Origin of the sequence: uncultured Limimaricola sp., assembly GCF_964022235.1 — a bacterium.
GTDB lineage: Bacteria > Pseudomonadota > Alphaproteobacteria > Rhodobacterales > Rhodobacteraceae > Limimaricola.
Map to the genome: position 1 here is coordinate 397,489 of NZ_CAXHZL010000001.1, position 25,661 is coordinate 423,149.

Consider the following 25,661-nt stretch of genomic DNA (forward strand, 5'->3'; position numbering starts at 1 on the left):
TGCGACCGCTTTCGACATGCCCGCTCGCATCACAGCAATTCTGCCCATATGTTAATCCGACGTGACGTCATAGATCAATCGCCGTTGGCGGGAACCCGCCGAGCGTGTCGTGTCAAGGGGTTACGCGCTCCACGCCGCCGCAGCACCGCCTGCGCGGTCTGTACCAGTACCCACATGTCGAGACAGGGGCTTGCGTGCCTCTGATACAGCATGTCGAGCGTGGCTTTGCGCGGCACGCACCGGCGCCGATAGACCGCGTCGGTTTCCCCAGGCGAACGGCAGGCCGCAAGCAGACGTTCTTCGGTGGCATGGTAGCGCAAGCTTGCCAGCCCGGTGATTCCCGGCCGCGATCGCAGCACCTGCTCATAGAGCGCGGGAAAAGCGTCGACATAGACGCGCAGCGGCGGTCGCGGCCCCACGAGGCTGATGTCGCCACGGATCACGTTCCAAAGCTGCGGCAGCTCGTCGGCACGGCTGCGACGCAGCAACCGGTGCAGCCGCGACATGCGCGCCGACTTGTCGCCGCCGGTCACGCCGGTGGCGCGGGTGCCATAGGCGGCGGGGCGCATGGTGCGCAGCTTGATCAGGCCGAATGCCTCATCCGGTGTGCGCATCCGTTCGGCGACATAGAAGATCGGCCGCCCCTCGACCAGCAGCAGCACCAGCATCAGCACCGCCAGCAGCGGCCAAAGCAGCGCCAGCAGCAGGATCGAGACCACGAGGTCGAAGGCGCGTTTGCTCGGTGTCATGCGAGACTCCATCCCGCGAGTCGGGCCTCGGCCACCAGCCCCGGTGCGCGCGCCGCGGCCACGGGCCCCGTGATCGCGGCCAGCCGGGCCGTGTCGAGCCGGGTTCGGGGCAGCGCGCTTTCGGGGGCGGGGCGCCATTGCCAGCTCACGCCGGCGGTGGCAAGGATCTCCTCCATGCCGACGTCGCCCGGTTGGGCGAGATTGAGGATCGCGGGCAGGTTCGGGGCATTGATCAGCGCCGACAGCAGCTTGGCCAGCGTCAGCGGGCCGATATAGGCGCGCCGGGGCGCGCCGCCGTCGGCGAAGCGGTCGAGCGTCACCGGACCCGCACCCATCGCGCCGAACAGCTGGTCGCAGCCCGCCACATTGGCAAGACGCAAGCAGCAGGCGACCGGCGCCTCCGGCCCAAGCCGCGCGATCTCCTGTGAGACGACTTGCTCCATCTCCAGCTTGGCTGCGCCGTAAGGGGCGGCGGGGCTGGCGTTCTCCTCCCGGCAGGTGTCGCTCGCCCGGCCGTAAACCGCGGCGGACGACATCAGCAGAACCGGTCCGAGCCCGTCGCGCGCCGCCAGACGCAGCGCGGCACGGGCGAGGTCCGTGTTCCCGGCCAGCGCCTCGGGCGACCCTTCGGTGACGCCTGCGAGCACGATGACCCCATGCACCGGGCGCGGCAGCAGCGGCGCCTCCTCGTTCATGTCCCATGCATAAGCGCCCCGGCGGCCATGCCAAAGCGCAGCGCGGCCTTCGGGCCAGTGCCCGCCGTCGGCAAGACAACGCAGGGCCCGGCCAAGCCTGCCGGTGCCGCCGAGAATCAGGGGGCCTGTATGCTGCGGAGCTGTGTCCATGGTTTCGGCTAGCCGATTGGCGCTAACAAAACCAGATGTCGCTAGTTCGGGAAGGCCCTGCGGGCGCCGATCAGCCGCAAGGTGCCGCTCAGATAGCACAGCGTCCCGAAGATCCAGGCCAGCGGCGCGAACCAGACGGGCAGCAAGCACAGCGCCACGAAGAAGCCGATCGTCTCGGTCCCCTCCAGCAACCCGTTCGAAAAATAGAGCGATTTCACCCCTTGGGCCGAAGTCTCCATCCCCCGCTTTTCGGCGAGGATCGCGTAGCCTAGAAAAGTCGTGCCATTGAAATAGAAGGCAGCAAGCAGGAAGCCGCCGGCCGCTCCGTTGCCGGCCGGATCCGCCAGCACGAAGCCCAAGGGGATCGCGCCGTAAAACGCGAAGTCGGCGGCGATGTCGAGATAACCGCCCCAATCGGTGCGCCGCGTTGCCCGCGCCACCGCCCCGTCGAGACCGTCGGCAAGGCGCGAGGCCAAAAGCGGCAGCAGCGCCCAGAGCGGTGCACCCAGAGCGATCATCGCCGCCGCCGCGAGGCCCAGTACCAGCCCCGCCAGCGTTACCCCGTCGGCGGTGGCGCCTGCGCGCGCCAAGACCCGGCCAAGGGCGTTGAGCGGCGGGTCGATCAGGCGGCGGGCTGCGGCGTCGAGCATCTGGGCTATTCTCTCAAGGGGCGGTCCATCATCGCGCCGCGCTGCTCGCGCGTCCATGATGCCCGCCGGCGATGACGCGATGGTGAGACCGCGTCATGATCATGGGGCGGCATCACATCGTGTCGTCGATGATCGGCTGCATCGAGACATAGGTGGAGGTGCCCGCGACGCCGGGCAGGGCCGAGATCTTGGTGCCGAGCACCTCGCGGTAGCTGCGAATGTCGCGGGTCCGCACCTTCAGCAGGTAATCGAAGCTGCCTGCGATCAGGTGGCACTGCTCGACCTCGGTGATCAGACGAACGGCGGCGTTGAAGGCGTTGAGCGATTTTTCGGTGGTGTCTGCCAGCCGCACCTCGACGAAGGCGACGTGGTCGAGGCCGAGCTTGGCGGGGTCGATCACGGTACGAAACCCGCGAATCACGCCCTTTTTCTGAAGCCGCTTCAGCCGTACCTGGCAGGGGCTTTTCGACAGCCCGACCCGGATGGCGAGTTCGGTCACCGGAAGCCGAGCATTTGCTGCCAGTTCGGCGAGAATGCGGTAGTCGGTGCGGTCAAGATGGCTGCCAGTGTCGGAATTGCTCATCTTTCGTCCCGCAATTGGCGATGAAATCAACGCAAAAAGCGCGTTTTCCTTCGATCTTCGGGAAACGCGCCTTAGCTGTTCAGGGATAGGATGAACCGGAATTTTACTCAAGGGGGTCCGCCAATGAGCGAGCTTGTCGATCTGCGTCACCGCATCCGTGCCGATCATCGACGCGACGAGACCGCGGTTCTTGCTGATCTGATGGCCGCCAACCCGATCTCCGACGATCTGCGCGCCGCCGCGACCCGTCGCGGTGCCGCCTTGGTGCGCGCGATCCGCAACGACACGCGCCCCGGCATCATGGAGGCTTTCCTTGCCGAATACGGTCTCTCGACCCGCGAGGGCATCGCGCTCATGTGCCTCGCCGAGGCACTGTTGCGCGTGCCCGACGCCCAGACCATCGACGCGCTGATCGACGACAAGATCACGCCATCGGACTGGAGCGCGCACTTGGGCAAGGCGGCCTCGCCGATGGTCAACGCTTCGACATGGGCGCTCATGCTCACCGGCAAGGTGCTCGATGAAAAAGGCGAGGGGCTGGGCCTCGTGCTGCGCCGCGCCATCAAGCGTCTGGGAGAGCCGGTGATCCGCACCGCCACCTATGCCGCGATGCGCGAGATGGGCCGCACCTTCGTGCTGGGCCGCGACATCGACGAGGCGATCAAGCGCTCGCGTGGCAATGCCAAGAAGGGCATGACCTACAGCTACGACATGCTGGGCGAGGCGGCGCTGACCGCCAAGGACGCCGCGGGCTTCATGAAGAGCTACGAGGGCGCCATCGCGCGGATCTCCAAGGAAGCCACCGCACGCGACATCCGCGACAACCCCGGCATCTCGGTCAAGCTTTCGGCGCTGCATCCGCGCTACGAGGAGGCCCAGCGCGAGCGGGTCATGGCCGAGCTGGTGCCGCGCCTCACCAAGCTCGCCCGCGCCGCCAAGAAGGGCAACATGGGTCTCAACGTCGATGCGGAGGAGGCCGACCGGCTCGACCTGTCGCTCGACATCATCGAGGCGGTGCTCTCGGACCCCGAGCTTGCCGGCTGGGACGGCTTTGGCGTCGTGGTGCAGGCCTTTGGCCGCCGCGTCGGCCCGGTGATCGACTGGCTCTACGCGCTGGCCGAAAAGCACGACCGCAAGATCATGGTCCGCCTCGTCAAGGGCGCCTACTGGGATACCGAGATCAAGCGCGCGCAGGTCGAGGGCCTCGAGGATTTCCCGGTCTTCACCGAAAAGGCCGCCACCGACGTGGCGTGGCTGTCCTGCGCCAAGCGTCTGCTGGGCATGACCGACCGGATCTATCCGCAGTTCGCCACGCACAACGCGCACTCCGTCGCCGCCGTCATGGAGATGGCGGGAGAGCGGCGCGATTTCGAGTTCCAGCGCCTGCATGGCATGGGCGAGGCGTTGCACGACAAGCAGGTCGAAAGCGACGGCACCCGACTGCGCATCTACGCCCCCGTCGGTGCGCACCGCGACCTGCTGGCCTATCTGGTGCGTCGCTTGCTTGAGAACGGTGCCAACTCCAGCTTTGTGAACCAGATCGTCGACGAGAAGGTGCCCGCAGAAGTGGTCGCCGCCGATCCGTTCGAAAAGCTGGGCGGCGCGCGCCCCAAGGTGCTGCGCGATCCGCGCGCGCTGTTCCAGCCCGAGCGCGAGAACTCGCGCGGCTGGGATCTGACTGCCGTCGACGCGCTGGCCGAGTTCGACGCGGGGCGCGACGCGTTCCGTCACACCCAATGGCGCTCCGAGCCGATCCTCGCCACCGAGGAGCCCGCCGAGGGTGCCGAGGTGCTGCCCGTCACCAACCCCGCCGATCCCTCCGATGTGGTGGGCGAGGTGATGATGTCGTCGGAGGCCGATGTCGAGAACGCCATCGCCCATGCGCGTCGTTGGCAGGCCCCGGCTTCGACCCGCAGCGCCGCACTGCGCCGCGCCGCAGACGTGTTTGAGGAACACGCCCACGAGTTCTTCGCCCTTACCGCGCGCGAGGCGGGCAAGACGCCGAAAGACGCCGTGGCCGAGCTGCGTGAGGCGGTCGACTTCCTGCGCTATTACGCGGCGCGGGGCGAAGAGCTGAAGGACCCGGCCCGGGGCACCTTCGCCTGCATCAGCCCGTGGAACTTCCCGCTGGCGATCTTCACCGGGCAGGTCGCCGCCGCTCTCGCCGCCGGGAACGCCGTGCTGGCCAAGCCCGCGGAATCCACGCCGCTGACCGCCGCACTGGGCGTGCGGCTGCTGCACGAGGCCGGTGTGCCGCGCGACGCGCTGCAGCTTTTGCCTGGTGCGGGCAAGGTTGTGGGCGCGGCGATCACCTCCGATCCGCGCATCGCGGGCGTGTGCTTCACCGGTTCGACCGAGACCGCGATCGGCATCGACCGTGCGATGGCCGCCAACATGGACCCGACCGCGCCGCTCATCGCCGAGACGGGTGGTCTCAACGCGATGATCGTCGATTCCACCGCGTTGCCGGAGCAGGCGGTGCGCGACATCGTCAACTCCGCCTTCCAATCGGCGGGCCAGCGCTGTTCGGCGCTGCGGATGCTGTATCTGCAAGAGGACATCGCCGGGCACTTCCTCGAGATGCTCAAAGGCGCTGCCGAAGAGATGGGCATCGGCGATCCGTGGAACCATGCTACCGACGTGGGCCCGGTCATCGACGCACGCGCCGAGAAGGGGATTGTCGAGCATCTCGAAAAGGCCAAGCGCGATGGTCGCCTTGTGTGGCAGCTCGATACGCCCGCGAAAGGCCACTTCATCGGTCCGACGCTGATCAAGCTCAATGGCATCGAGGAACTGGAACGCGAGATCTTTGGCCCGGTGCTGCACGTCGCCACCTTCAAGGCGGGCGAGATCGACGCGGTGATCGACGCGGTAAACGCCACCGGCTACGGCCTCACCTTTGGCCTGCACACCCGCATCGACGAGCGGGTCGAGCAGGTGACGCAGCGCGTGAAGGTCGGCAACCTTTATGTGAACCGCAACCAGATCGGCGCCATCGTCGGCTCCCAGCCCTTCGGTGGCGAGGGGCTTTCGGGCACCGGGCCCAAGGCGGGCGGGCCGCGCTACGTCGCGCGCTTTACCGAGCCGATGCGCATCGCGTCGCTTCCTGCCAACGGCCGCGAGGTGCCGAGCGAAAAGGTGCAGGCGCTGCTCGATGCCGTCACCCCCGATCTCGACCGGCGAGACACCGTCACCCTTCCGGGGCCGACGGGCGAGTCGAATCGTCTTTCGGTCGTGCCACGCGGCAAGGTGCTCTGCCTCGGCCCGTCGGTCGATGAGGCACTTGCGCAGATCGAGGCGGCGCATGCCGCGGGCTGTGCCGCTGTCGGCATTGCGCCGGGTCTGTCGGGCGAGGGCAACCTCGATGGCACGCTCGACCCGGCGGCGCTCGAGGCGCTTTCGGGCTTTGACGCCGTGGTATTGCGCGGCGGCGCGGAAACCCTGCGTCCGCTGCGTCAGGCTCTCGCCAACCGGGAAGGCAAGCGCATCCCGCTGCTCTCAGAAGAGGACTTCGCGCTGCGGCTTCAGCTTGAGCGTCACGTCTGCGTCGACACCACAGCGGCGGGTGGCAACGCCAGCCTGCTCGCCAGCGTCGGCTAAGGGCAACGGGGCCCTTTGCAAGGCTCCGACCGCCGCGCTGCCCGATTGGTCAAAGCGGGGCGTATGCGGATGAACTGAAGAAACGGCGTCGCTCTAAAGGGTGACGCCGTTTCTCTTTTGGCGCTCACAGGCTTCCAGTGTCACGGCGAAGTGTCGCCGAGCCCCGAAAAACAGGGACCGCGTTTCGCTGGATCGGGTCTAAGCTTTGTACGTCATTAGCCAGGGGAGGGGCGCATGACGATGCAGATGTCGCTCGACGACAAGTATGCGGCCGAAACCGGCCACGTGTTTCTGACCGGTGTGCAGGCGCTTGTGCGCCTGCCGATGACCCAGATGCGGCGTGACCGCGCGGCGGGGCTCAACACCGGCACATTCATCTCAGGCTATCGCGGCTCGCCGCTGGGCGGATACGACCAGCAGCTCATGGCCGCGAAAAAGCATCTCGACCCGCTCGACATCGTGTTCCAGCCGGGGGTGAACGAGGACCTCGCCGCCACCGCCGTTTGGGGCAGCCAGCAGCTCGGCCTGTCGGAAGGCGCGCGCAAGGACGGTCTTCTGGGCCTGTGGTACGGCAAGGGGCCGGGCGTCGACCGCTCGGGCGACGTGCTGAAACACGCCAACGCGGCGGGCACCTCGGCCAACGGCGGCGTGCTGGCCTTTGCGGGCGACGACCACACCTGCAAGTCTTCCTCGATCCCGCACCAGTCGGACCATGCCTTCATCTCGGCCTTGATGCCGATGCTGTATCCCAGCTCCGTGCACGAGTTCCTCGAACTGGGCCTCTTGGGCATCGCCATGTCGCGCTACTCGGGCTGTTGGGTTGGCTACAAAGTGATCTCCGAGACGGTCGAGACCTCGACCGTGGTCGATCTGGGCCAAGAGCGGCGGCAGTTCCTGCGGCCCACCGACTTCGAGATGCCCCACGGCGGGCTGAACCTGCGCTGGCCCGACGCGCCGCTTGATCAGGATGAGCGTTTGCAGGAGCACAAGGGCTTTGCTGCGCTGGCCTTCGCCCGCGCCAACCGAGTGGATCAGGTGACCATCGACACGCCCAAGGCCCGGTTTGGCATTGTTGCCTCGGGCAAGGCTTACGAGGATGTGCGTCAGGCGCTGGCCGAGATGGGCCTTGGGCCCGATGAATGGGCGGCGATCGGCCTGCGTCTCTACAAGGTGCGCATGCCGTGGCCGCTTGAGCCCGAGGGCATCAGGCATTTCTCCGAAGGGCTCGACGAGGTACTGATCGTCGAGGAACGCCGCGAGATCATCGAGAACCAGATCAAGCAGCAGCTCTTCAATTGGCGCGCCGACGTGCGGCCCCGCATCATCGGCAAACACGATGAGAAGGACCGCCCCTTCCTGTCGCTGAGCCAGGGCCTGACCGTCGGCTCCGTCGGGCGCGCCATCGCCGACCGATTGCTGCACATCGACCTGCCGGAAGGCTTGCACGACCGGATCGAGGCCGAGCTGCGCCGTCTTGAAGCGGGTCATGCCCGGGGACAGGCGCATGAGGCGCCGATCACCCGGCTGCCGCATTACTGCCCCGGCTGCCCGCACAACACCTCGACCAAAGTGCCCGAGGGCTCCAAGGCGATGGCGGGCATCGGCTGCCACTACATGGTGCAGTGGATGGACCGGAACACCGAGACCTTCACCCACATGGGCGCCGAAGGCGTGCCTTGGACCTCGATCGGCCGCTTCACCGAGGAAAAGCACCGCTTCGTCAACTTGGGCGATGGCACCTTCTTCCACTCAGGCCACCTCGCGATCCGCCAGTCGGTCGCGGCGAAGGCCAACATCACCTATAAGATCCTCTACAACGACGCCGTCGCGATGACCGGGGGCCAGAAGGTCGACGGGCCGCTCTCGCCCGAGCAGGTGACGCATCAGGTCCACCACGAGAACGTGGCCAAGATCGTGCTGCTCTCGGATCATCCCGAGAATTACGACCGCGTCGATCTCGCCCCCGGCACCGAGATCCGTCATCGCGACGATGTCGACGCGGTGATGAAGGAGCTGCGCGAGATCGAGGGCGTCACCGTTATGGTCTATGTCCAGACCTGCGCCGCCGAGCTGCGCCGCCGCCGCAAGCGTGGCAAGGCCGAGGACCCTGACATGCGGGTGCATATCGACCCGGCGGTCTGCGAAGGCTGCGGCGACTGCTCAGTGCAGTCGAACTGCATCGCGGTCGAGCCGCTGGAGACCGAACTGGGCCGCAAGCGCCAGATCAACCAGTCCGCCTGCAACAAGGACTTTTCCTGTCTCAAGGGCTTCTGCCCCAGCTTCGTCACCGTGCGTGGGGCCAAGCTGCACAAGCGCCCGGCGGCGCAAGGCCCGGATGTCTCGGGCCTGCCCGAACCGACGCTGCCCGAGATCACCCGACCGTGGAACATCGCCGTCACCGGGGTGGGGGGCACCGGCGTGCTGACCATCGGCGCACTCTTGGGCGTCGCGGCGCATATGGAGGGTCTGTCGCCGATGATCCTCGACATGGCCGGTCTCGCGCAGAAGGGCGGCGCGGTGCTGAGCCATATCCGTATCTCGACGCATGAGCGGCCCGCGACGGCGCCGCGCATCGCCACCGGGACCGCCGACCTGCTGCTTGCCGCCGATAGCGTCGTCGCGGCATCGAAGGATGGCGTGACACTGTGCGACACGAACCGCACCCACGCGGTGATGAGCACCAAGCTCTCGCCCACCTCCGACTTCGTGCGTCAACGCGACTTCGACTTCCGCTCGGCGGGCGTCATGCGCGCGGTGGAAAAGTCGGTGCGGTCGGGCGAGCATTTCCATGATTTCGCCCATGTCGCGCGGGAGCTCTGCGGCGACGAGATCGCGGTGAACATCATGATGCTGGGCTATGCTTGGCAGCAGGGCTTCATCCCGGTGGGCCGCGAAGCGATCGCCGAGGCGGTGCGCCTTAACGGTGTGGCGGTGCAGTCCAACCTCGATGCTTTCGACTGGGGCCGCGTCATGGCCGCGGAGCCCGCGCGGGTCATCGCCGAGATGGGCGAGGCCGACGCGCCGCCGCATTTGCCGCAGGCGAGCATGTCGCTCGATCAGCTCGTGGCGCATCGCACCGGCCACCTGACCGACTATCAGGATGCCAAGCTCGCCCGCCGCTATACCGACCGTTTGGCCCGGATGCGTGCGGTGGTGAACGGTAGCGCGCAGGGCGACAGGATCATTCGCGCGGTCGCGCAGAACTACGCCAAGCTGCTGTCTTACAAGGACGAATACGAGGTAGCGCGGCTGTTCACCCGGCCCGAGTTCGCAGACAACCTGAAAAAACAGTTCGACGGCGATTACCGCATCGCCTTCAACCTCGCGCCGCCGGGCCTGCCGGGTACGGACGGCGAAGGCCGCCCGAAAAAGCGTGAGTTCGGGCCGTGGATGCTCAAGGCGTTCAAGCTACTGGCGCAGGGCAAGCGCCTGCGCGGTACGGCGTTTGACGTCTTCGGCCGCACCGAGGAGCGCCGCGCCGAGCGGGCGTTGATCGACGCTTTTGAGGCGGACATGGACCTCGCGCTGGAGCGGCTGGGGCGGGGGCACGACGCCGAAATCCTCAAGCTTCTGGAACTGCCCGACCAGATCCGCGGCTTCGGGCCGGTGAAGCTGGCGGCGATGGAGCAGGCGGCGCCGATCCGCGACGCGCTCCGCGCCGCGATCGAGAACGACACGCCGCACCAAGTGGCGGCGGAATAGGGAGAGTGCGATGTTCGATCACGCGATGAGGTTCGATCTGGGCGAGGATGGCGACAGCTTGCGCGAGACGGTGCACCGCTGGGCGCAGGAGCGCGTGAAGCCGCGCGCCGCCGAGATCGACAAATCCAACCTTTTCCCCGCCGATCTGTGGCGCGAGATGGGCGACCTTGGGCTCTTGGGCATCACCGTGCCCGAAGAGTATGGCGGCGCGGGCATGGGCTATCTCGCCCATGTCGTCGCGGTCGAGGAGATCGCGCGGGCCTCTGCCTCCGTGGCGCTGAGCTACGGCGCGCACTCCAACCTCTGCGTCAATCAGATCCGGCTCAACGGCAACGATGCGCAGAAGGCGAAATATCTGCCCAAGCTGGTCTCGGGCGAGCATGTCGGCGCGCTCGCCATGTCCGAGGCGGGGGCGGGCTCCGACGTGGTGTCGATGAGCCTGCGCGCCGACAAGGTCGACGGCGGCTGGAAGCTCAATGGCACCAAGTACTGGATCACTAACGGCCCCGACGCCGAAACATTGGTGGTCTATGCCAAGACCGACCCGGAAGCCGGCTCCAAGGGCATCACGGCCTTCATCATCGAGCGCGACATGGCGGGCTTCTCGACCTCGGAGCACTTCGACAAGCTTGGCATGCGCGGCTCGAACACCGCCGAGCTGGTGTTCGAGAATGTCGAGGTGCCGGACGAGAACGTGTTGGGCGAGGTCGGCGGCGGTGTGCGCGTGTTGATGTCGGGGCTCGATTACGAGCGCGTGGTGCTTTCGGGCATTGGCACCGGCATCATGGCGGCCTGCCTCGATGAGATCATGCCCTACCTCGCCGAGCGCAAGCAGTTCGGCAAGCCGATCGGGGACTTCCAACTGATGCAGGGCAAGGTGGCCGACATCTACACCAAGCTCGGCTCGGCGCGCGCTTATGTCTATGCCGTGGCCCGCGCCTGCGACGAGGGCCGGGTGACCCGCGCCGACGCCGCGGCCTGCGTGCTCTACGCCTCAGAGGAGGCGATGGTGGTCGCGCATCAGGCAGTGCAGGCGATGGGAGGCACCGGCTTCATGAACGAAAGCGCGGTGGCCCGGATCTTCCGCGACGCCAAGCTGATGGAGATCGGCGCGGGCACCTCCGAGATCCGCCGCATGCTGATCGGGCGCGAGCTGATGGCGAAGGTGCGCTGATGGCGGTGCTGCGCTCCGCCGTCCCGGCGTCATCCGAAGCCTTCCGCGAGAACCGCGCTGCACAGCTCGCCTCGATGGAGATCGTGCGCGAGGCCGTCGAGACCGCACGCGCAGGCGGCGGCGCGAAGGCCAGTGATCGGCACGTTTCGCGTGGCAAGCTCTTGCCGCGTGACCGCGTCACCCGGCTTCTCGATCCGGGCAGCCCGTTTCTGGAGGTCGGCGCTACGGCGGCGCATGGCCTCTATGACGGCGCGGCCCCCGGTGCCGGGTTGGTTGCGGGCATCGGCCGCGTCGAGGGCCAGGAGGTCATGGTGCTGTGCAACGACGCCACCGTGAAGGGCGGCACCTACTACCCGATGACCGTGAAGAAGCACCTGCGCGCGCAGGAGATCGCCGAGGCGAACCACCTGCCTTGCGTCTATCTGGTCGACTCCGGTGGCGCGAACCTGCCCAACCAGGACGAGGTCTTTCCAGACCGAGACCATTTCGGGCGGATCTTCTACAATCAGGCCCGCATGAGCGCGAAGGGCATCGCGCAGATCGCCGTGGTGATGGGCTCCTGCACGGCGGGCGGTGCCTATGTACCGGCCATGTCGGACGTGACCATCATCGTGAAGGAGCAAGGCACGATCTTTCTCGCCGGACCGCCGCTGGTGAAGGCCGCGACGGGCGAGGTCGTCTCGGCCGAGGATCTCGGCGGCGGCGACGTGCACACGCGACTGTCGGGCGTGGCCGACTACCTCGCCGACAACGACGCCCATGCGCTGGCGCTGGCACGGCAGGCGGTGGCGGGGCTGAACCGACGCAAGCCCGAGAGCGTGGTGATGCAGGCGGTCGAGGAGCCGCTCTTTGATCCCGAAGAAATTCTCGGCGTCGTCCCCGCCGATCCGCGCAAGCCCTACGACATCCGCGAGCTGCTGGCCCGCGTGCTCGACGGCTCGCGCCTCGACGAGTTCAAGCCGCGCTATGGCGAGACGCTGGTCACGGGGTTCGGCCACATCATGGGCATGCCGGTGGGCATCATCGCCAACAACGGCGTGCTGTTCTCCGAGGCCGCGCTCAAGGGCGCGCATTTCGTCGAGCTGTGTTCACAGCGCAAGATCCCGCTGGTGTTCCTGCAGAACATCACCGGCTTCATGGTGGGCCGCAAATACGAGGCGGGCGGCATCGCCAAGGACGGGGCGAAACTCGTGACGGCGGTGGCCAGCACGGAAGTGCCTAAGGTCACGATGATCGTCGGAGGCTCTTATGGCGCGGGCAATTACGGCATGTGCGGTCGCGCTTATTCACCGCGGTTCCTGTGGACCTGGCCCGCCAGTCGGATCGGCGTGATGGGCGGCGAGCAGGCAGCCGGCGTCATGGCGCAGGTGCGCGGCGAGGCGCTGGCGCGGCAAGGCACCCCGTGGAACGAGGAAGAGGAATGGGCCTTCAAGCAGCCATTGCGCGAGAAGTTCGAGGAGCAGGCGCATCCCCTCTACGCCTCGGCTCGGCTCTGGGACGACGGCATCGTCGATCCGCGCCGCACCCGAGAGGTGCTGGCGCTGTCGCTTTCGGCGGCACTCAACGCGCCCATTCCAGACACGCGCTTCGGCGTGTTCAGGATGTGAGACGCGCATGGTGACGATGGAGGAGTTGAAAGTCCGGCACCCGGATCTCGTGAGCTTCCGCTTCGGCGACGGGCCAGAGCTTTGCGCCGAGCTGATCGCGCTGGTGCGCTCGGGGGCGAAAACGGCGACCTGCGGCGCGCTGCGCGATTTCGAGGCGGGCGAGCCGATGCCTATCATCGGTCGCCGCGACGTGGCGCTGAACTGGGATGGCAGCCCGGCGCTGATGATCGAGACAGTGGAGGTGACGCAGCGCCGCTTTTGCGACATGGACGCTGATTTCGCGCTGGCCGAAGGCGAGAACGAAACGCTGGACGGCTGGCGCGCGGACCACCGTCGCTACTTCGAGCGCAACGGAGGCTGGGAGCCGGAGATGATGCTGGTCTGCGAGAGATTCCGGCTGGTGGAGGATTTCGCCTGATGTTCGACAAGATACTGATCGCGAACCGCGGCGAGATCGCCGCACGGGTCATCGCCACCGCCCGCCGCATGGGGCTCAAGACCGTTGCCGTGCATTCCGACGCGGATGCGGATGCGGTGCATGTAAAGCTTGCCGACGAGGCGGTGCGCATCGGCCCGGCGCCGGTGGGCGAGAGCTATCTCAGGGCAGAGGCCATCATCGACGCTGCGAAGCGGACCGGTGCGGGGGCGATCCATCCGGGCTACGGTTTCCTGTCCGAGAACCCCGACTTCGTCGAGGCGGTCGAGGCGGCTGGCCTGGTCTTCGTCGGCCCGCCTGCCAGCGCGATCCGCGCCATGGGCCTCAAAGACGCCGCGAAGGCGCGGATGGAAGAGGCTGGCGTGCCGGTGGTGCCCGGCTATCACGGCGAGGGGCAGGACGCGTCGATGTTGGCCATGGAGGCCGGGCGCATCGGGTACCCGGTTTTGATCAAGGCCCGCGCTGGCGGCGGCGGCAAGGGCATGCGGCTTGTGGAGCGAGCCGAGGACTTCGCCGATGCGCTGGAGGGTGCGCAGGCCGAGGGCAAGGCGAGCTTCGGCGATGCCGCCGTGCTGGTCGAGAAATACGTGACTGCGCCGCGCCACGTCGAGATCCAGGTCTTCGCTGACAGCCATGGCAATGTCGTGCATCTGTTCGAGCGCGACTGTTCGCTGCAACGCCGCCATCAGAAAGTGATCGAGGAAGCCCCCGCACCGGGCATGCCCGAGCATGTGCGCGCCGCGATGGGCGCGGCGGCGGTCGAGGCGGCGCGCGCCATCGGCTATGTCGGTGCGGGCACGATCGAATTCATCGCCGATGGCTCCGAGGGGCTGCGCGAGGACGGGTTCTGGTTCATGGAGATGAACACGCGGCTGCAGGTCGAGCATCCGGTGACCGAGGCGATCACCGGGCTCGATCTGGTCGAATGGCAAATCCGGGTCGCGCGCGGCGAGACCCTGCCGCTGAGGCAGGAAGAACTGCGGATCGACGGCCATGCGGTCGAGGCGCGGCTCTATGCCGAGGACGCCGAGCGTGGGTTTCTGCCTGCCACCGGGCGGCTGGAGCGGCTGCGCTTTCCCGAGGCCGCGCGGTTCGAGCGTGGCGCGTTGCGCGTCGACGCGGGGGTTGTTGAGGGCGACGCCATCACCCCGCATTACGACCCGATGATCGCCAAGGTCATCGCGCATGGTGCAACGCGGGCCGAGGCGCTGTCGCGGCTTGTGACGGCGCTCGAGGCGACGCAGGTCGGCGGTACGGTCACGAACTTGGGCTTTCTCTCCCGACTGTTGCGCCATGAGGGGTTTGCGGCGGGTGAGGTCGACACTGGCCTCATCGGCCGCAATCTTGAAGCGCTGACCGCCAGAACCGAGATGCCCGAGCATGTGCCGGTGCTCGCCGCGCTGACCGCCGCCGGGCTGGACCACGCGCCCGAAGGCGACGGGCCTTGGGACACACTGCGCGGCTTTCGGCACTGGGGACCGTCAGAAGTGCATGTCGTGTTGGAGCATGAGGGCGAGGCATTGGAGGTGGCGCTTTTGCGCGAAGGGCCGGGGAGCTGGCACCGCGAGGGGACCGAGATAACCGTTTCACGTGACACGCGCGGGCTCGCCGTCACCGTGGCGGGTCGACGATTTCGTGCCGAGGCGGCAAGGCACGGACAGCATGTCACCGTTTGGGACGCGGGCCGGGCCTATTCCTTCTCCATTCCCGACCCGCTTGCGGCGGCGGATGCTGCAGGGGCAGGGGGCGACGCCATTGCAGCACCGATGCCGGGCCTCGTGAAGCGGATGCGCGCCGAGTCCGGACAAAGGGTGGTTAAGGGCCAGCCGCTCGCCATTCTCGAAGCGATGAAGATGGAGCACACCCTCACCGCGCCACGCGACGGCGTGGTGGCCGAGGTGCTCGCATCCGAGGGATCGCAGGTCTCCGACGGCGATCTGCTTCTGACGTTGGAGCCGACGGATGACTGAGCGCGTCGAGATCGTCGAGGTCGGGCCGCGCGACGGGCTTCAGAACGAGGCTCTGATCATACCCGCCGCCGACAAGATCGCGCTGGTCGACCGGCTTTCGGCTTGTGGCTTTCGACGCATCGAGGTGACGAGCTTCGTGAACCCCAAGCGTGTGCCACAGATGGCCGACGCCGCCGAAGTGTTGGCGGGCATCCACCGCGATTCAAGGGTCCGATACGCAGCGCTGGCCCCGAACCTGCGTGGCTTCGAGGCGGCTCGCGACGCCAAGGCGCAAGAGGTCGCGGTCTTCGCCTCGGCCTCCGAAGGCTTCAGTCAGGCCAACATCGGCTGCTCCATTGCCGAAAGCATGGAGCGTTTCGCGCCAGTCATGCAGGCGGCGAAGGCCGCTGGTCTGCCGGTGCGGGGCTATGTGTCCTGCGTCACCCATTGCCCCTATGACGGCAGGATCGCGCCGGAGGCCGTGGCCGATGTCGCGCTGCGGCTGCTCGAGATGGGCTGCTACGAGATCTCCTTGGGCGAGACGCTGGGTCGGGCGCTGCCCGAGGACACCGACGCGATGCTCGGCGCGGTGCTGGCGCGCCTGCCTGTCGAAAAGCTTGCGGGGCATTTTCATGACACCTCTGGCCGCGCGCTCGACAATGTAGGCCTCTGTCTCGATCGAGGTCTTCGGGTGTTCGACGCCAGCATCGGCGGATTGGGCGGTTGCCCCTTCGCGCCGGGTGCTGCGGGCAACGTCGCGACCGAGGCGCTGGCGCTGATGCTGGCGGACCGAGGCATCGAGACCGGCCTCGACCGCAAGAGGCTCGCCGAGGCGGCGGCCTATGCAAAGGGGCTGAGAACATGAGCTACGAGACGCTGAAGCTCGCTACCGATGATCGCGGCGTCCTCACGGTCACGCTCAACGCGCCCGAGCGGCGCAACGCGCTCTCTGCGCGGATGATGGATGAGCTGACGGCCCTGTCGCGGGCCGAAGGGGCCGAGGCTCGCGCCGTGGTGCTGCGCGGCGCGGGCGAGGTGTTCTGCGCGGGCGGCGATCTCACATGGATGCAGGCGCAGATCCGGGCCGACCGCGAAGGGCGGCGGGTGGAGGCGCGGCGTCTGGCCGGAATGCTGGACGCGCTCAACACCATGCCCAGCCCGCTGATCGGGCGGGTGCATGGCGGCGCGTATGGCGGCGGCGTCGGCATGGCCTGCATCTGCGACGTAGTGGTGGCCGCCGACACGACCCGTTTCGGCTTTACCGAGACGAGGCTCGGTATCATCCCGGCGACGATCTCGCCTTACGTGCTCGCCCGCATGGGCGAGGGGCGGGCGCGGCAGGTCTTCATGTCGGCGCGCATCTTCGGTGCGGACGAGGCGGTGCGGCTCGGGATCGCGACCCAAGCGGTGCCCGAAGCCGATCTCGACGCCGCCGTTGAGGCCGAGATCGCGCCCTACCTCAAGATCGCGCGCGGTGCCGCGGCGCGGGCCAAGGCGTTGGCTCGCAGCCTCGGCCCGCGCATCGACGAAGCGGTGATCGAGGCCACGATCGACCGGTTGGTCGAGGCGTGGGAAAGCCCGGAGGCCGAGGAGGGGATCGCGGCCTTTCTGGAGAAGCGTCCGGCACGCTGGGCATGAAGGGCGCGCCCATTGACGCCACCCCCGCCGGGCGAGAGGATCGCGGCCGGGGATGGGGCGCGATGGACGAGACGATCACACTAGACGAGACCGACCGTCGGCTGCTTCGGCTGTTGCAGGCCGAGCCGGATCTGACACTGCGCGAGGTCGGCGAGCGGCTCGGTCTGTCGCACACCCCTTGCTGGCGCAGGCTCACGCGGATGCGTGAAGCGGGGGTGATCGAGGAGCGGCGCCATATCGTCGACCCGGTCGCGGCGGGCTTCGACATCACCGTGTTCTGTGCCGTGCGCATGAACGGCCACAGCCGCGCGCATCTCGAAGAGTTCGAGGCGGCGGTGGCGGGCATCGCCGAGGTGGTGCAGTGCTACTCGGTCTCGGGCGATCATGACTACCTTCTACGGGTGCTGGCCCGCTCGATCCGGCATTACGAGAGCACGGTAAAGAACGCGTTGGTGCAGCTGCCGCACGTGTTGTCGATCTCCACCAGCGTCACGCTGCGCGAGATCAAGAACACCACCGACGTGCCGCTCTAGGCGTTCCGGCCCCAAGACAAGGCACCGGGACCCCGACGCGCAGGAACCCCGTCCGTGCGGTTGCGGTTGAGCGGCGAAGGAGAGCCGCATGATCGAGACCCGTCCCCGCCCCGAAGATGAAACCGGGGCCGTGGCCTCCAACACCGTGCCGATCCGCGACCTCGGCGTGATCGGCGATCGCCGCTCGGCCGCCGTGCTCGACCGGATGGGCCGCATCCTGTGGTATTGTCCCTGCCGCTTTGACGGGCCGAGCCTGTTTGCGGGACTGCTCGACCCCGAGGGCGGTGAATGGCGCGTCGAGATGGCCGGGGCCAAACCGGGGCCACGGGGATATATCGACGGCAGCAGCATTCTGGAAACGACGCTCGCCTCGTCCGACGGCGATCTGGTACTGCGCGACTGGATGACCTCCGGCCCTCAGGCCCCGACGGGTGTGCTGGTACGCGAGATCGACGCCGCCCCTGCGCCCGTGCGCCTCGTGCTCGATCCGCGTCCCGACTATGGCCGCCGCAGCCCGACCTTGGCCGTCGAGGCCGAAACCGTGATGATCGAAGGCATGGCGCTGCACGGCTCGCACCAGCTGTCATTCGATGGCGACACGGTGGTCATGGAGATCCCCGAGGGCGAGGCGGGCTGGATGGTGCTGTCGGACGGGCCGTTGGCACGCCCGGATCGGGCCACGCTCGACAACTGGCGCGGCCACACTCTGGGGCATTGGGAGGGGCTGGATGCGGCGTTGGACTACACCGGCGTCTTCGCCGACGAGATCGCCCAGTCGCTCCGGGCGATCCGCCTGTGTACTCATGAGGAAAGCGGTGCCACCGTCGCCGCCATCACCACCTCGCTGCCGGAAGTGCCGGGAGGCACTCGCAACTGGGACTACCGCTATGTCTGGCTGCGCGACGCGGGCATGATCGTCTCGGCCCTGCTGAGGCTCTATGGAAGGGACCGCGAGGGCGAGGCCTATCTACGCTTCATCTGCCGCTGCACGGGCACGTCCGAGCATTACCCGATGGCGGTTTTCACCGATCTCGATTGCGAGACCGCCCCGCGCGAGACCGAACTGCCGTTCGAAGGCTGGCGCGGCGCACGGCCCGTGCGCATTGGCAATGGAGCGGCGGACCAGCTCCAACTCGATGCCTATGCCAACGTGGTTCTGGCGGCGAAGCTGCTATACCGCGAGGGCAGCTCTGACAGCCGGGCGCATTGGGACGTGGTGCAGGACATCTGCGGTTTTCTCTGTGCGAACTGGCAGGAGCCCGATCATGGTATCTGGGAGGAGACGCCGCCCAGACATTATATTTCGGGCAAGGTCGTCGCCGCCTGCGCGCTGGAGTCGGCGGCCGACTATGGCGATGAGGCCGAGGCCGCGCGCTGGCGCGACGCGGCGGCCGAGATCCGCGACTGGATCGCCAGCAACGGGCTGACCTCCGGTGGCGCCTATGCCGTCTATCGCGGTTCCGAAGAGGTAGACGTTACCGCGGCCCTGTTCCCGGTCTGGAACTACTGCGCCGCCGATACGCCCGAGATGCTCGCCACCATGGGGGCGCTGGAGCGCGACTGGAGCCCCGACGGGCTGCTCTATCACCGCCGTCTCGAATGCGTCGATGGCCACGATGAGGGGGTCTTCCTCGCCGCCGGGTTCTGGGTCGCGCAATACTGGGTGATGCGCGGTGATCTGGAGCGCGCGCGGGCGATCATCGAGGCCGGGATCGCGCAGGGTAACGACTTGGGGTTGCTCTCGGAGGAGGCCAACCCGCGCTCCGGCGCGATGCTGGGCAACATCCCACAGGCCTTTGCCCACGCTGGTCTGATCGGTGCGGTCTTCGATCTCAATACCGCGTTGGAGGAGCGCGATGACACCGCATCAGAAGCGTATGACGAGGTCGGATCGAACGGCTGAGGCTTTCGCGTGTTGTGTCCCCGACAGATGCCACCTTTACGCGGAGACCAGCGATGACTTCGACCAGCGACTATGTCTACGACCATGTTCACGCCAGCACCTTGCACAAGGATATGGGCTTTCGTCCCGGTACGCCGGGGCCGGGCGATCGGTTGCCCGTGTTCGACCTGCCCGCCGCCACTGGTGGGCATATCCGCAGCCATGCGATCACCGGCAACAAGCCGCTGCTGCTCGTCACCGGCTCCTACACTTGTCCGATGACGGCGGCCTCGAACCCGGCCTTGAAGCGGTTGCATCGCCGCTACGGCGGACAGATCGTTTTCGTGATGCTGCATGTACGCGAGGCGCATCCCGGCGAGCGGTTCGATCAGCCGCATGACATGGAGACCAAGATCCGCAACGCCGGCATCCTCAAGAAGCGCGACAACCTGCCATGGGCCGTGGCGGTGGACGACACCCATGGCACGCTGCACCGCCACCTTGACGAGAAGCCCAACGCCGTCTGGCTTACCGACCGCGAAGGCACCATCGTCTATCGCGGCCTCTGGGCAGGTGATAACGAAGCGTTGGGCAACGCGCTGGAGGCGGTCTCCAAGGGGCGTCTGCCAAAAAAGCGTGAAAGCACGTCGCGCCTCAAGCCGATGGCGGCGGGCATCGGCATGATGCGTGAGGTCACGCAGCGTTCAGGAAAGCGCGCCGAAGCGGACCTGTGGAAAGCCGCGCCGCCGGTAGCCGCGCTGGCCCGCATCGCCGACCTCTACAAGCCGCTGCCGCCGCATTGGCGCACGGCCGCCGCCGCCGCGACCATCGGGCTGGGGGCCACGGCGCTGATCGGTGCGCTGTCGTCGATGCGAAAGCCCGCACGCAAGAGGTGAAATACTTGTCACTTCCGAGGCTTGGCCGCCACCGCGCCTGATCGGTGGCGGCGGGCCTGCCAACCTCCCTCTCACCTCACGAGCCACTGCTGCGAGCCTTGGTCTGAAGGGGGAGGAAGACCTGGAACGACACGCGGTCTCGCGGCCATGGACATCCTATTGAGCTCTACAGTGCCCGCATATGCCGGTGTTGGCCCCGCCTATGTATATGGCGAGACCTGCTTGCTCAAAACCTATGCGAGTCGATCGTACGAGGCGTTGATGCTCGGCCTCGAATACGCGACGGTCGGTCGCATGGAAATCGACGGCGAAACGAACATTGCGATCGAGAAGGACACTCAGTTCACACCCGACGTCGCGATCGAGACCTAAAGCCCACTCGCCGTCGCGGTGGACCTTGTGCCTTTTGTCACGATGCGGCGGGTGCTCAGGCGCATGCGCATCTGCCTGATCGTGACCGGGTCGGGCTCCGCGGCGCTGGCAGGAAGCCTGTGGGCGATCTGGCGGCGCCATGTCGGACCCGGTAAGATGCAAAGCTTCGAGATCCTGCTCGACATGCTGCTCGACATGCTGCCAGGGGTGGTGATCTGCGGCATGGGCGCGATCTCAGGTGCGGCCTTCGGCGTGGTCCTGAAGCTGCTGGCGCAGTCCGACCTGCAAAGCCTCATGAATCAGGCGGGGGGACTGAGCCGCTGCCGATCCTGTTGCGGCTGCTCGATGTCGACCACTGGCTATTGAGGCTTGGTGTATTTTTCATCCCCATGGTCTGCTTCTTTTCAACCGGTATCGTCGGGTGGCTGAGGGCGCGCCGTACTCTGAGGCGGAAGCTTGCCGAGGCGGGGTGGCGCTTTATCTCGCGCCATGCATGATGCCGCCCCGGAGGGGCAGGGCGTCGCTGTCCTGTAACATGGGCCTGTCAGGGTCCGGGGCATGAACCAAAGGGGCACCACATGAAGATCGCGATCCTCGGCGGCGACGGTTTCGTCGGCTGGCCGACCTGCCTACACCTGTCCGAACAGGGCCACGAGATCCACATCGTCGACAACCTCAGCCGCCGCTGGATCGACACCGAGCTGGGCGTGCAGTCGCTCACGCCGATGGATTCGATTCAGGAGCGCTGCCGTATCTGGCACGAGGTGACCGGCCGCCGCCTGCGGTTTCACCTGATCGACCTCGCCAAGGAGTACGAGCGGCTGAAAACTTGGCTCGCCGAGGAAAAGCCCGACGCCGTGATCCATTTCGCCGAGCAGCGCGCCGCGCCCTATTCCATGAAGTCCGACCGGCACAAGGTCTACACCGTCAACAACAACACCAACGCCACGCACAACCTGCTGGCCGCGCTGGTGGAGACGGGCATCGACGCGCATCTCGTGCATCTCGGGACCATGGGCGTCTACGGATACTCCTCCGTCGGAGCAGCGATCCCCGAGGGCTATCTCGACGTCGAGATCGAGACGTTGTCGGGCGAGAAGGCGCATCAGGAGATCCTGTACCCGACCAAGCCCGGCTCGGTCTATCACATGACCAAGAGCCTCGATCAGATCCTGTTTCAGTTCTATGCCCAGAACGACGGGCTTCGGATCACCGATCTGCATCAGGGCATCGTCTGGGGCACCCACACCGACCAGACCCGTCGCCACGAGCAGCTCATCAACCGCTTCGACTATGACGGCGATTATGGTACCGTGCTGAACCGGTTTCTGATCCAAGCGGCGATCGGCCACCCGCTCACGGTGCATGGCACCGGTGGGCAGACACGGGCCTTCATCCACATTCAGGACTCGGTGCGCTGCATCGAACTGGCGCTGGGCGACGCGCCAAAATCGGGCGAGCGGGTGCGCATCTTCAACCAGATGACCGAGACGCATCGGGTGCGCGATCTGGCCGAGATGGTGGCCCGAAAGACCGGGGCAGAGGTTTCCTACCTGCCCAACCCGCGCAAGGAAGCCGAAGAGAACGACCTCGTGGTCAGAAACGACAAGTTCCTGGAACTGGGCCTGAACCCGACGACGCTTCAGGGGGGTCTCTTGGACGAGGTGGTCGAGGTGGCGAAGAAATACGCGCACCGCATCGACCGTAGCCGTGTCCCCGCTGTCTCTGCTTGGACCCGCGATCTGGGCTCGCGCGTGGAGTGCGACCCTGAGGGCCGGGCGCTGCGCTCCGCCTCGTGAGCGAAGGTCTGAGACCCGAAGGCTCGGCAGGCAGCCGCCGGGCCTTTGTCACGCTGGTCACCAACGCCGATTTCGCGTTGGGGGCCCGCGCTTTGGTCCGCTCTTTACGGCTGAGTGGCACGCGTGCCGATCTGGTGGTGCTACATACCGGAGGGGTGAATGAGGCCGATCTCGCGCCGCTGCGCACACTTGGCGCGCGTCTGGTGGAGACCGACCTGCTGCCGACAAGCGCGAGCTTCAACACGGCCCATGCCCGCGCGGCGCTGCACGGGGCCGCACCCTTCACCAAGGGAGAAAAACCCGCCTTCCACACGCCGCTCGACAACTTTGCCAAGCTGCGGCTGTGGCAACTCACCGAATATGATCGCGTCGTGTTCCTCGATGCCGACACGTTGGTGCTGCGCTCGATCGACAGGCTGTTCGACTACCCCGAGTTCTGCGCCGCACCGAATGTCTACGAGGGGTTGGGCGATTTTCACCGCATGAACTCCGGCGTGTTCACCGCGCGGCCCGATGCGGCGACATTCGACGCGATGCTGGCGCGGCTCGATGCGCCGGGAGCGTTCTGGCGGCGCACGGACCAGACCTTCCTGCAAGAGTGGTTTCCCGACTGGCACGGGCTGCCGGTGACCTACAACACGCTGCAATACGTCTGGCTGAACCTGCCGGAGCTGTGGAGTTGGGAGCAGGTGAAGGTGCTGCACTTCCAATATGAGAAGCCGTGGCAGGAACATGCGAAGACCCGATCCTTGCGAGTGCTGATCGATCTGTGGCGCGCCTATGCGGGTGACGGCCCCGTGCCCGATCTCGCGGATCTGCCGGGGCCGGTTTGAGGGTCGCGCTTTCCGGGGCCTCGGGGCTGGTGGGGCGATTTTTGCTGGGCGGGCTGCGGGCAGGCGGGCATGAGGTCGTGGCACTGGGGCGGCGCGAGGTGCCGGGTGCGGAGTGGCGGAGCTGGCGACTGGGCGAGGCCGCGCCGCTCGCGGGATGCGATGCCTTGGTTCACGCCGCGTTTTCCCATGCGCCGGGGCGCTATCGCGGCGGCGAAGGGGACGACCCGGCAGGGTTCTTGAGGTTGAACCGCGACGGCTCATTGCGGCTGTTCGAAGAGGCGCGCGCGGCGGGGCTGTCGCGCGCGGTGTTCCTGTCCTCGCGCGCGGTCTATGGCGATTACCCCACCGGGATGGAGCTGGCCGAGGATCTCGCCCCGCGCCCCGACACGCTCTATGGCGAGATGAAATGGGCGGTAGAGCAGGGGCTGGCAGCGCTGGCCGGTTCGGGCTTTGCCACCGCGAGCCTGCGCGCGACAGGGGTCTATGGGCCGGGGCCGGATCACAAATGGCGCGAGCTGTTCGAGGCCTTCGCGGCGGGCGAGGAGATCGCGCCGCGCGTGGCGACGGAGTTGCACGGCGACGATCTCGCGGCAGCGGCGGCGCTGTTGCTGGAGGCGCCCGAGGCGGTGCTGGCCGCGCGCAGTTTCAATGCGTCGGACATCACCCTCGACCGGCGCGACCTGCTGGAGCGGGTGGCCCGGATCACCGGGCAGGGCGGCGCACTGCCCGACCGGGCCGATGCCGCCCATGTCAGCGCCATGCGCTGCGACAGGCTGGCGGCAATTGGCTGGCGGCCACGCGGCATCGAAGGGCTCGATGCCGCGCTGCGTGCGATGCTCTAGCTTGCGGCGGGGCCGGTCAGGCGGTTGACGTGGCCCATCTTGCGGCCCGGGCGCGCCTCGGCCTTGCCGTAGAGGTGGATCGCCGACTGGGTGCCTGCGATCTGCGGAAGACGGTCGATGTCGTCTCCGATCAGGTTCTCCATCACCACGTCCGAATGCCGCGCGCCGTCTCCCAGCGGCCAGCCTGCCACGGCGCGGATATGCTGTTCGAACTGGTCGATCAGGCAGCCGTCCTGCGTCCAGTGGCCTGAGTTGTGCACGCGCGGCGCGATCTCGTTGACGACGAGGCCGGAGGCGGTGACGAACAACTCCACCCCCATGACGCCGACATAGTCGAGCGCGGTCAGGATGCGCGCCGCCAGCAGCACCGCATCGGTGCGCTGCGAGGCCGAAAGCCGCGCGGGCACGGCGGTCTCGCGCAGGATGCCATCCTCATGGCGGTTTTCACCCGGATCAAAGCAGGCGACCGCACCGTCGATCCCGCGCGCGCCGATGACGCTGACCTCGTGCGTAAAGTCGACAAAGCCTTCGAGGATCGCAGGCGCGCCGTTCATGTCGGCGAGGGCTGCGGCGGCCTCATCGGGGGCCATGATCCGCGCCTGACCCTTACCATCATAGCCAAAGCGACGGGTCTTGAGGATCGCCGGGGTACCGATCAGCTCCAGCGCCGCTTCCAAGCTGGCCGCGTTGTCCACGGCCGCGAAAGGCGCGGTGGTGAGGCCAAGGCCCTGCAGGAAGGACTTCTCGTCGATCCGGTCCTGACTCACGGCGAGAGCGCGGCGGCTGGGACGGATCGGCACTATGGATTCGATCAGGTCGAGCGAGGCGGCGGGCACGTTCTCAAACTCATAGGTGACGACATCGACGGCTCCGGCGAAGGCTCGGAGCGCCGCCTCGTCGTCCCACGCGGCGGTGGTCGACGCCGCGCAGACCTCGGCCGCAGGGCCGTCGGGCGCGGGGTCGTAGACGTGACATTTCAGCCCGAGACGCGAGGCCGCGATGGCGAGCATCCGGCCAAGCTGGCCGCCGCCAAGGATGCCGATGGTCTGGCCGGGGGCAAGCGCGTCAGTCATCGGAAGGCTCCTCGGGGATCGAGGCCGAGAGGGCGGCGCGCCAGTTGTCGAGACGCTGCGCGAGCGCGTCGTCCTGCAGCGCGAGGATGCCTGCGGCCATCAGGCCCGCGTTGGCGGCCCCCGCCGATCCGATCGCCATGGTGGCGACGGGAAAGCCGCGCGGCATCTGCAGTATGGAATAAAGCGAATCGACGCCCGAGAGTGCACGGGTCTGTACCGGTACGCCAATCACCGGCACGCGGGTCTTCGAGGCCATCATGCCCGGAAGATGCGCGGCACCGCCGGCCCCTGCGATGATCACCTGAAGACCGCGGTCCACGGCCCCCTTGCCATAGTCCCAAAGCCGGTCCGGCGTGCGGTGCGCCGAGACAATCTTGGTCTCATAGGCCACGCCCAGCTCGTCGAGCATGGCTGCGGCCTCGCGCATCGTCGCCCAGTCCGACTGGCTGCCCATGATGATGCCGACCTTCACGCCCATGGCCCTCGTCCTTTGTTTGG

General features: G+C 67.2%; 22 protein-coding genes. 16 read left to right on the forward strand and 6 right to left on the reverse strand.

What is annotated here, in order from left to right:
• Window positions 1-74 precede the first annotated feature (74 nt).
• The 4 genes from AADJ02_RS02020 to AADJ02_RS02035 all read right to left on the reverse strand — a co-directional run bounded on the left by AADJ02_RS02020 (window position 75) and on the right by AADJ02_RS02035 (window position 2,827).
• The gene (locus AADJ02_RS02020; protein ID WP_341211316.1) at window positions 75-749 is read right to left on the reverse strand and encodes a sugar transferase; all 675 of its coding nucleotides are present in this window, start codon (window positions 747-749) and stop codon (window positions 75-77) included.
• Window positions 746-1,594, reverse strand: coding sequence for an NAD-dependent epimerase/dehydratase family protein (locus tag AADJ02_RS02025; RefSeq protein WP_341211317.1), 849 nt, complete (start codon window positions 1,592-1,594; stop codon window positions 746-748). Before AADJ02_RS02025 ends, AADJ02_RS02020 begins: the two co-directional genes overlap by 4 nt.
• 41 nt (window positions 1,595-1,635) lie before the next feature.
• On the reverse strand, window positions 1,636-2,244 hold the full coding sequence (locus tag AADJ02_RS02030; protein ID WP_341211318.1) for a CDP-alcohol phosphatidyltransferase family protein: 609 nt from the start codon (window positions 2,242-2,244) through the stop codon (window positions 1,636-1,638).
• A 112-nt stretch (window positions 2,245-2,356) separates the two neighbouring features.
• Window positions 2,357-2,827 carry an Lrp/AsnC family transcriptional regulator gene (locus AADJ02_RS02035; RefSeq protein WP_341211319.1) on the reverse strand — a complete coding sequence of 157 codons (471 nt, stop codon included), beginning with the start codon at window positions 2,825-2,827 and terminating at the stop codon, window positions 2,357-2,359.
• A gap of 123 nt (window positions 2,828-2,950) precedes the next feature.
• Between AADJ02_RS02035 and putA the strand changes: the two genes are divergently transcribed.
• The 16 genes from putA (at window position 2,951) to AADJ02_RS02115 (ending at window position 24,090) form a co-directional block, all read left to right on the forward strand.
• Entirely contained in the window at window positions 2,951-6,427 is a 3,477-nt protein-coding gene (gene putA, locus AADJ02_RS02040; protein ID WP_341211320.1) for a bifunctional proline dehydrogenase/L-glutamate gamma-semialdehyde dehydrogenase PutA, read from the forward strand.
• A 234-nt stretch (window positions 6,428-6,661) separates the two neighbouring features.
• On the forward strand, window positions 6,662-10,129 hold the full coding sequence (locus AADJ02_RS02045; protein WP_341211321.1) for an indolepyruvate ferredoxin oxidoreductase family protein: 3,468 nt from the start codon (window positions 6,662-6,664) through the stop codon (window positions 10,127-10,129).
• Window positions 10,130-10,139: 10 nt separating this feature from the next.
• Complete coding sequence (locus AADJ02_RS02050) at window positions 10,140-11,303, forward strand: isovaleryl-CoA dehydrogenase (protein WP_341211322.1); 1,164 nt, start codon at window positions 10,140-10,142, stop codon at window positions 11,301-11,303.
• On the forward strand, window positions 11,303-12,910 hold the full coding sequence (locus AADJ02_RS02055) for a carboxyl transferase domain-containing protein (protein WP_341211323.1): 1,608 nt from the start codon (window positions 11,303-11,305) through the stop codon (window positions 12,908-12,910). Before AADJ02_RS02050 ends, AADJ02_RS02055 begins: the two co-directional genes overlap by 1 nt.
• A gap of 7 nt (window positions 12,911-12,917) precedes the next feature.
• Window positions 12,918-13,328 carry an ASCH domain-containing protein gene (locus AADJ02_RS02060; RefSeq protein ID WP_341211324.1) on the forward strand — a complete coding sequence of 137 codons (411 nt, stop codon included), beginning with the start codon at window positions 12,918-12,920 and terminating at the stop codon, window positions 13,326-13,328.
• Window positions 13,328-15,316 carry an acetyl/propionyl/methylcrotonyl-CoA carboxylase subunit alpha gene (locus AADJ02_RS02065; RefSeq protein ID WP_341211325.1) on the forward strand — a complete coding sequence of 663 codons (1,989 nt, stop codon included), beginning with the start codon at window positions 13,328-13,330 and terminating at the stop codon, window positions 15,314-15,316. The genes AADJ02_RS02060 and AADJ02_RS02065 overlap by 1 nt, the downstream gene beginning before the upstream one ends.
• Window positions 15,309-16,160, forward strand: a complete 852-nt coding sequence (locus AADJ02_RS02070; protein WP_341211326.1) for a hydroxymethylglutaryl-CoA lyase — start codon at window positions 15,309-15,311, stop codon at window positions 16,158-16,160. Before AADJ02_RS02065 ends, AADJ02_RS02070 begins: the two co-directional genes overlap by 8 nt.
• On the forward strand, window positions 16,157-16,933 hold the full coding sequence (locus AADJ02_RS02075) for a crotonase/enoyl-CoA hydratase family protein (RefSeq protein ID WP_341211327.1): 777 nt from the start codon (window positions 16,157-16,159) through the stop codon (window positions 16,931-16,933). The genes AADJ02_RS02070 and AADJ02_RS02075 overlap by 4 nt, the downstream gene beginning before the upstream one ends.
• 62 nt (window positions 16,934-16,995) lie before the next feature.
• Window positions 16,996-17,466 (forward strand): Lrp/AsnC family transcriptional regulator, encoded by a 471-nt coding sequence (locus AADJ02_RS02080; RefSeq protein ID WP_341211328.1) that lies wholly within the window; start codon window positions 16,996-16,998, stop codon window positions 17,464-17,466.
• Window positions 17,467-17,554: 88 nt separating this feature from the next.
• Window positions 17,555-19,369: a glycoside hydrolase family 15 protein gene (locus AADJ02_RS02085; RefSeq protein ID WP_341211329.1), complete on the forward strand. Its 1,815-nt coding sequence runs from the start codon at window positions 17,555-17,557 to the stop codon at window positions 19,367-19,369.
• Between the two features lie 53 nt (window positions 19,370-19,422).
• Complete coding sequence (locus tag AADJ02_RS02090; protein ID WP_341211330.1) at window positions 19,423-20,244, forward strand: deiodinase-like protein; 822 nt, start codon at window positions 19,423-19,425, stop codon at window positions 20,242-20,244.
• Window positions 20,245-20,391: 147 nt separating this feature from the next.
• Window positions 20,392-20,616, forward strand: coding sequence for a hypothetical protein (locus AADJ02_RS02095; protein ID WP_341211331.1), 225 nt, complete (start codon window positions 20,392-20,394; stop codon window positions 20,614-20,616).
• 63 nt (window positions 20,617-20,679) lie between these two features.
• Window positions 20,680-20,982, forward strand: a complete 303-nt coding sequence (locus tag AADJ02_RS02100) for a hypothetical protein (RefSeq protein ID WP_341211332.1) — start codon at window positions 20,680-20,682, stop codon at window positions 20,980-20,982.
• Between the two features lie 212 nt (window positions 20,983-21,194).
• On the forward strand, window positions 21,195-22,415 hold the full coding sequence (locus tag AADJ02_RS02105; protein WP_341211333.1) for an NAD-dependent epimerase/dehydratase family protein: 1,221 nt from the start codon (window positions 21,195-21,197) through the stop codon (window positions 22,413-22,415).
• Complete coding sequence (locus tag AADJ02_RS02110; RefSeq protein ID WP_341211334.1) at window positions 22,412-23,248, forward strand: glycosyltransferase; 837 nt, start codon at window positions 22,412-22,414, stop codon at window positions 23,246-23,248. The genes AADJ02_RS02105 and AADJ02_RS02110 overlap by 4 nt, the downstream gene beginning before the upstream one ends.
• Entirely contained in the window at window positions 23,245-24,090 is an 846-nt protein-coding gene (locus AADJ02_RS02115) for an NAD(P)-dependent oxidoreductase (protein ID WP_341211335.1), read from the forward strand. Before AADJ02_RS02110 ends, AADJ02_RS02115 begins: the two co-directional genes overlap by 4 nt.
• Here AADJ02_RS02115 and AADJ02_RS02120 read toward each other — a convergent pair.
• Window positions 24,087-25,163, reverse strand: a complete 1,077-nt coding sequence (locus tag AADJ02_RS02120; protein WP_341211336.1) for a 5-(carboxyamino)imidazole ribonucleotide synthase — start codon at window positions 25,161-25,163, stop codon at window positions 24,087-24,089. The two genes, AADJ02_RS02115 and AADJ02_RS02120, sit on opposite strands and share 4 nt — an antisense overlap.
• Window positions 25,156-25,641, reverse strand: coding sequence for a 5-(carboxyamino)imidazole ribonucleotide mutase (gene purE / locus AADJ02_RS02125; protein WP_341211337.1), 486 nt, complete (start codon window positions 25,639-25,641; stop codon window positions 25,156-25,158). Before purE ends, AADJ02_RS02120 begins: the two co-directional genes overlap by 8 nt.
• Window positions 25,642-25,661: the final 20 nt, after the last annotated feature.

Coding starts and splice junctions, on each gene's coding strand:
- AADJ02_RS02020 (WP_341211316.1), bottom strand. CDS start 749: ATGACACCGAGCAAACGCGCCTTCGACCTCGTGGTCTCGATCCTGCTG.
- AADJ02_RS02025 (WP_341211317.1), bottom strand. CDS start 1,594: ATGGACACAGCTCCGCAGCATACAGGCCCCCTGATTCTCGGCGGCACC.
- AADJ02_RS02030 (WP_341211318.1), bottom strand. CDS start 2,244: ATGCTCGACGCCGCAGCCCGCCGCCTGATCGACCCGCCGCTCAACGCC.
- AADJ02_RS02035 (WP_341211319.1), bottom strand. CDS start 2,827: ATGAGCAATTCCGACACTGGCAGCCATCTTGACCGCACCGACTACCGC.
- putA (WP_341211320.1), top strand. CDS start 2,951: ATGAGCGAGCTTGTCGATCTGCGTCACCGCATCCGTGCCGATCATCGA.
- AADJ02_RS02045 (WP_341211321.1), top strand. CDS start 6,662: ATGACGATGCAGATGTCGCTCGACGACAAGTATGCGGCCGAAACCGGC.
- AADJ02_RS02050 (WP_341211322.1), top strand. CDS start 10,140: ATGTTCGATCACGCGATGAGGTTCGATCTGGGCGAGGATGGCGACAGC.
- AADJ02_RS02055 (WP_341211323.1), top strand. CDS start 11,303: ATGGCGGTGCTGCGCTCCGCCGTCCCGGCGTCATCCGAAGCCTTCCGC.
- AADJ02_RS02060 (WP_341211324.1), top strand. CDS start 12,918: ATGGTGACGATGGAGGAGTTGAAAGTCCGGCACCCGGATCTCGTGAGC.
- AADJ02_RS02065 (WP_341211325.1), top strand. CDS start 13,328: ATGTTCGACAAGATACTGATCGCGAACCGCGGCGAGATCGCCGCACGG.
- AADJ02_RS02070 (WP_341211326.1), top strand. CDS start 15,309: ATGACTGAGCGCGTCGAGATCGTCGAGGTCGGGCCGCGCGACGGGCTT.
- AADJ02_RS02075 (WP_341211327.1), top strand. CDS start 16,157: ATGAGCTACGAGACGCTGAAGCTCGCTACCGATGATCGCGGCGTCCTC.
- AADJ02_RS02080 (WP_341211328.1), top strand. CDS start 16,996: ATGGACGAGACGATCACACTAGACGAGACCGACCGTCGGCTGCTTCGG.
- AADJ02_RS02085 (WP_341211329.1), top strand. CDS start 17,555: ATGATCGAGACCCGTCCCCGCCCCGAAGATGAAACCGGGGCCGTGGCC.
- AADJ02_RS02090 (WP_341211330.1), top strand. CDS start 19,423: ATGACTTCGACCAGCGACTATGTCTACGACCATGTTCACGCCAGCACC.
- AADJ02_RS02095 (WP_341211331.1), top strand. CDS start 20,392: ATGGACATCCTATTGAGCTCTACAGTGCCCGCATATGCCGGTGTTGGC.
- AADJ02_RS02100 (WP_341211332.1), top strand. CDS start 20,680: ATGCGCATCTGCCTGATCGTGACCGGGTCGGGCTCCGCGGCGCTGGCA.
- AADJ02_RS02105 (WP_341211333.1), top strand. CDS start 21,195: ATGAAGATCGCGATCCTCGGCGGCGACGGTTTCGTCGGCTGGCCGACC.
- AADJ02_RS02120 (WP_341211336.1), bottom strand. CDS start 25,163: ATGACTGACGCGCTTGCCCCCGGCCAGACCATCGGCATCCTTGGCGGC.
- purE (WP_341211337.1), bottom strand. CDS start 25,641: ATGGGCGTGAAGGTCGGCATCATCATGGGCAGCCAGTCGGACTGGGCG.